Raw genomic sequence first — 5,002 nt, 5'->3', positions numbered from 1 at the left:
CGCGACGAGTGGACGGCCGTCTTCGAGGGCTCCGACGCCTGCGTGGCGCCCGTGCTGTCGCTGCGCGAGGCCCCTGACCACCCGCATCTCGCGGCCCGCGGCACGTTCACCGACTTCGGCGGCATCACCCAGCCCGCCCCCGCACCCCGTTTCTCCGCCACCCACACCTCGGTCCGCGGCGGCCCCGCCCAGCCGGGCGCCGACACGAGGGACGTCGCCCACGACTGGGGCATACCCGGCCTCCTCGACGCCCGTTCCCCGGCCGCCCACACGGACGTTCCCCTCGGGGAACCCGTCCCGAACGGCGAGGCCGGCGTCTGACGCCCGGCCACCGCGCCCCCGACCACCCGGCTCTCCACCGCCATCCGAAAGGCCAGACCCGTGAGCACCGAAGCGTACGTGTACGACGCGATCCGCACCCCGCGCGGACGCGGCAAGGCGAACGGCGCCCTGCACGGCACCAAGCCCATCGACCTCGTCGTCGGGCTGATCCACGAGGTCCGGCGCCGGTACCCCGGCCTCGACCCGGCCGCCGTCGACGACATCGTGCTCGGCGTGGTGGGCCCCGTCGGCGACCAGGGCTCCGACATCGCCCGTATCGCCGCGATCGCCGCCGGACTGCCCGACACGGTCGCCGGCGTCCAGGAGAACCGCTTCTGTGCCTCCGGTCTGGAAGCCGTCAACATGGCTGCCGCAAAGGTCCGTTCCGGCTGGGAGGACCTGGTGCTCGCCGGCGGCGTCGAGTCGATGTCGCGGGTGCCGATGGCCTCGGACGGCGGCGCCTGGTTCAACGACCCGATGACCAACCTGGCCGTCAACTTCGTGCCGCAGGGCATCGGCGCCGACCTCATCGCCACCATCGAGGGCTTCTCCCGCCGGGACGTCGACGAGTACGCCGCCCTGTCCCAGGAGCGGGCCGCCGCGGCGTGGAAGGACGGCCGCTTCGACGCCTCCGTCGTCCCCGTCAAGGACCGCGCGGGCCTCGTCGTCCTCGACCACGACGAGCACCTGCGGCCCGGTACCACCGCCGACTCGCTCGCCAAGCTGAAGCCGTCGTTCGCCGACATCGGCGAGCTGGGCGGCTTCGACGCGGTGGCCCTGCAGAAGTACCACTGGGTCGAGGAGATCGACCACGTCCACCACGCGGGCAACTCCTCCGGCATCGTCGACGGCGCGGCGCTCGTCGCCATCGGCTCCCGCGAGATCGGCGACCGCTACGGCCTGCGCCCGCGCGCGCGGATCGTCTCCGCCGCCGTCTCCGGCTCCGAGCCCACCATCATGCTCACCGGGCCCGCGCCCGCCACCCGCAAGGCCCTCGCCAGGGCCCAACTGACCATCGACGACATCGACCTCGTCGAGATCAACGAGGCGTTCGCCGCCGTCGTTCTGCGCTTCGCGAAGGACATGGGCATCTCCCTGGACAAGGTCAACGTCAACGGCGGCGCCATCGCCCTCGGCCACCCGCTGGGCGCCACCGGCGCGATGATCCTCGGCACCCTCGTCGACGAGCTGGAGCGCCAGGACAAGCGGTACGGGCTGGCCACGCTGTGCGTGGGCGGCGGCATGGGCATCGCGACGATCGTCGAACGCGTCTGACACCCCGCGGAACCACAAGACTTCTACGGAGAGCCCCCTCATGACCGAGAGCACCACCATCCGCTGGGAACAGGACCGCTCGGGCCTCGTCACCCTCGTCCTCGACGACCCCCACCAGTCCGCGAACACCATGAACCAGGCGTTCCGCGACTCCCTCGCCGTGATCACCGACCGGCTGGAGGCCGAGAAGGACTCCGTCCGCGGCGTCATCATCACCTCCGCCAAGAAGACCTTCTTCGCCGGCGGCGATCTGCGCGACCTCATCCGGGTCACCCCCGACACCGCGCGGCAGCTGTTCGACGGCGGCCTGGAGATCAAACGGCATCTGCGCCGCATCGAGACCCTCGGCAAGCCCGTCGTCGCCGCGATCAACGGCGCCGCCCTCGGCGGCGGCTTCGAACTTGCCCTCGCCTGCCACCACCGCGTCGCCCTCGACGCCCCCGGCTCCAAGATCGGCTGCCCCGAGGTCACCCTCGGCCTGCTCCCCGGAGGCGGCGGCGTCGTCCGTACGGTACGGCTCCTCGGCATCGCCGACGCGCTCCTGAAGGTGCTGCTCCAGGGCACCCAGTACAGCCCGCAACGCGCCCTGCAGAACGGCCTCGTCCACGAGGTGGCCGCCACCCACGACGAGCTGATGGCCAGGGCCCGCGCCTTCATCGACGCCAACCCCGAGTCCCAGCAGCCCTGGGACAGGCCGGGCTACCGCATCCCCGGAGGCACACCCTCCAACCCCAAGTTCGCGGCGAACCTGCCCGCCTTCCCCGCCACCCTGCGCAAGCAGACGGCCGGCGCCCCCTACCCGGCCCCGCGCAACATCCTCGCCGCCGCCGTCGAGGGAGCCCAGGTCGACTTCGAGACCGCCCAGGTCATCGAGGCCCGCTACTTCGTGGAGCTGGCCGCCGGCCAGACCTCCAAGAACATGATCCAGGCGTTCTTCTTCGACCTCCAGGCCGTCAACTCCGGCGCCAACCGCCCCAAGGGCGTCGAACCGCGCCAGGTCCGCAAGGTGGCCGTCCTCGGCGCCGGGATGATGGGTGCCGGCATCGCCTACTCCTGCGCCCGCGCCGGCATCGACGTCGTCCTGAAGGACGTGTCCGCGGAAGCCGCCGCGAAGGGCAAGGGCTACTCGGAGAAGCTCTGCGCCAAGGCCGTCGCCAAGGGCCGTACGACGCAGGAGAAGGCCGACGCCCTGCTCGCCCGGATCACCCCCACCGCCGACCCGGCCGACCTGGCCGGCTGCGACGCGGTCATCGAGGCCGTCTTCGAGGACACCGCCCTCAAGCACAAGGTGTTCCAGGAGATCGAGAGCGTCGTCGCCCCCGACGCGCTGCTCTGCTCCAACACCTCCACCCTCCCCATCACCACCCTCGCCGAAGGGGTGGAGCGCCAGTCCGACTTCATCGGCCTGCACTTCTTCTCACCCGTCGACAAGATGCCGCTCGTCGAGATCATCAAGGGTGAGCGGACCGGCGACGAGGCCCTCGCCCGCGCCTTCGACCTGGTCCGGCAGATCAAGAAGACCCCGATCGTCGTCAACGACTCCCGTGGTTTCTTCACCTCCCGCGTCATCGGCCACTTCATCAACGAGGGTGTCGCGATGGTCGGCGAGGGCATCGAGCCCGCGTCGGTCGAGCAGGCGGCGGCCCAGGCGGGCTACCCCGCGAAGGTCCTCTCCCTGATGGACGAGCTGACCCTGACCCTGCCGCGCAAGATCCGAACGGAGACGCGGCGGGCCGTCGAGGAGGCGGGCGGCACCTGGGAGGAGCACCCCGCCGAGGCGGTCGTCGACCGGATGGTCGACGAGTTCGGCCGCACCGGGCGCAGCGGCGGCGCCGGCTTCTACGACTATGGTCCCGACGGCCGCCGCACCAAGCTCTGGCCGGGCCTGCGCGAGCACTTCGCCCGGCCCGACCACCGGATCCCCTTCGCGGACATGCAGGAACGCATGCTGTTCTCCGAGGCCCTGGACACCGTCCGCCTCCTGGAGGAGGGCGTCCTCACCTCCGTCGCCGACGCCAACATCGGCTCGATCTTCGGCATCGGCTTCCCCGGCTGGACCGGAGGCGTCCTCCAGTACATCAACGGCTACGAGGGCGGCCTGCCGGGCTTCGTGGCCCGGGCGAGGGAGCTGGCCGACCGCTACGGCGCGCGCTTCACACCGCCGGCGCTGCTGGTGCAGAAGGCGGAGCGGGGGGAGAGGTTCGCCGACGCGTGACCGTCGCGGGGGTGCGGGGTTCGTCGCCGGCCGCGGGTTCGTCGTGGCTGGGCGCGCAGTTCCCCGCGCCCCTGAAGGCACGGGCCTGCGGTCCGGCCTTCACCCCCCTCACCCCTCCTTCAGCCACTCCCGCAGCTCGTCCCTCAGGGAGCGCTGGAACGTCGTCAGCAGGGCCTGGACGACCAGGGGCTGCATATGGGCCGAGAGGGACTTCACCGCCTGCGGGTCCCGCTCGGCCACCGCGTCACGGAAGAGACCGGACAGCTCGTGGGCGGCCGCACGGGCGTGCTCGATCAGGACGTTCCGTGCGGCGAGGATCGACTCCTGGGACAGGGGCACGTCGAGGAGTTCCGCGCCCAGCCGCAGCAGACCGGGGTCCACCCGGAACCCGTCGCCGTCCCGTTCGACCAGGCCCATCGCCGTGAGCCGCTCCACGTCGTCCTCGTCGAGGGACCGCCCGGCCCGCGGCTCCAGCTCGTCCCGTGTCACCGTCTCCACCGCGTCCGGCGCCCAGGAGGCCACGACGGCCCGCTGGAGGGCGAGATCGCGCGGCGACAGATCCGGCGGCAGCTGCCGCAGATACCGTTCGATGGCGGCCAGGGTCATGCCCTGCCGCTGGAGTTCCTCGATCAGCGCGAGCCGGGCCAGATGGCCGCGTCCGTACCGGCCGACCCGACGCGGACCGATCACCGGCGGCGGCAGCAGACCCTTGGTGCTGTAGAAGCGGACCGTGCGCACCGTCACGCCGGCCCGCGCGGCCAGCTCGTCCACGGTCAGGACCCCCTCCTCGGTGTCCTCGGCCGCGTCGGCGCCTTCCCCGGTCTCGGTCGTCATGCACAGCAGTATCGCTGTCCCACCAGTGCTGTGAAACCTTCAACAGCTGCTCGGGGCGATTGTCAGTGGCGGCTCGTACGGTGGGTCCATGTCGGGGATCACGTACGTCAGGGGGGACGCCACCATGCCGCTGGGCAAGGGCGTCAAGGTCATCGCCCACGTCAGCAATGACCTCGGCGGCTGGGGCAAGGGCTTCGTCCTCGCCGTGTCCCGCCGCTGGCCGGAACCGGAGACGGCCTACCGCGCCTGGCACCGCGACCGCGCGCACAACGACTTCGGGCTCGGCGCGGCCCAGTTCGTCCAGGTCGGCCCGTACACCTGGGTGGCCAACCTGATCGGCCAGCGCGGCATCCGTAC

General features: G+C 71.8%; 5 protein-coding genes. 4 read left to right on the top strand and 1 reads right to left on the bottom strand.

What is annotated here, in order from left to right; genetic code table 11:
• The 3 genes from AOK15_RS35375 to AOK15_RS35365 all read left to right on the top strand — a co-directional run.
• A partial coding sequence (locus AOK15_RS35375) for a CoA transferase (protein ID WP_205632284.1) occupies positions 1-321 on the top strand: 321 nt, incomplete at its 5' end.
• A gap of 60 nt (positions 322-381) precedes the next feature.
• The gene (locus AOK15_RS35370) at positions 382-1,596 is read left to right on the top strand and encodes an acetyl-CoA C-acetyltransferase (RefSeq protein WP_055522443.1); all 1,215 of its coding nucleotides are present in this window, start codon (positions 382-384) and stop codon (positions 1,594-1,596) included.
• Positions 1,597-1,636: 40 nt separating this feature from the next.
• Positions 1,637-3,811, top strand: coding sequence for a 3-hydroxyacyl-CoA dehydrogenase NAD-binding domain-containing protein (locus AOK15_RS35365; RefSeq protein WP_055522441.1), 2,175 nt, complete (start codon positions 1,637-1,639; stop codon positions 3,809-3,811).
• Between the two features lie 108 nt (positions 3,812-3,919).
• Here the strand turns inward: AOK15_RS35365 and AOK15_RS35360 are convergent, their stop codons facing one another.
• The gene (locus AOK15_RS35360; protein ID WP_055522439.1) at positions 3,920-4,645 is read right to left on the bottom strand and encodes a MerR family transcriptional regulator; all 726 of its coding nucleotides are present in this window, start codon (positions 4,643-4,645) and stop codon (positions 3,920-3,922) included.
• A gap of 88 nt (positions 4,646-4,733) precedes the next feature.
• On the opposite strand from AOK15_RS35360, the gene AOK15_RS35355 reads away from it, so the two are divergent.
• A partial coding sequence (locus AOK15_RS35355; protein WP_478078820.1) for a macro domain-containing protein occupies positions 4,734-5,002 on the top strand: 269 nt, incomplete at its 3' end.

Origin of the sequence: Streptomyces ossamyceticus (assembly GCF_001418475.1) — a bacterium.
GTDB classification, from domain to species: domain Bacteria; phylum Actinomycetota; class Actinomycetes; order Streptomycetales; family Streptomycetaceae; genus Streptomyces; species Streptomyces ossamyceticus.
Note: the sequence above shows the minus strand (reverse complement) of the source record. Positions and strands in the feature narration are given on the sequence as shown.

Bases quoted from the DNA above. Each gene is read 5' to 3' on its own strand.
- AOK15_RS35365 (WP_055522441.1), top strand. From the start codon at position 1,637: ATGACCGAGAGCACCACCATCCGCTGGGAACAGGACCGCTCGGGCCTC.
- AOK15_RS35360 (WP_055522439.1), bottom strand. From the start codon at position 4,645: ATGACGACCGAGACCGGGGAAGGCGCCGACGCGGCCGAGGACACCGAG.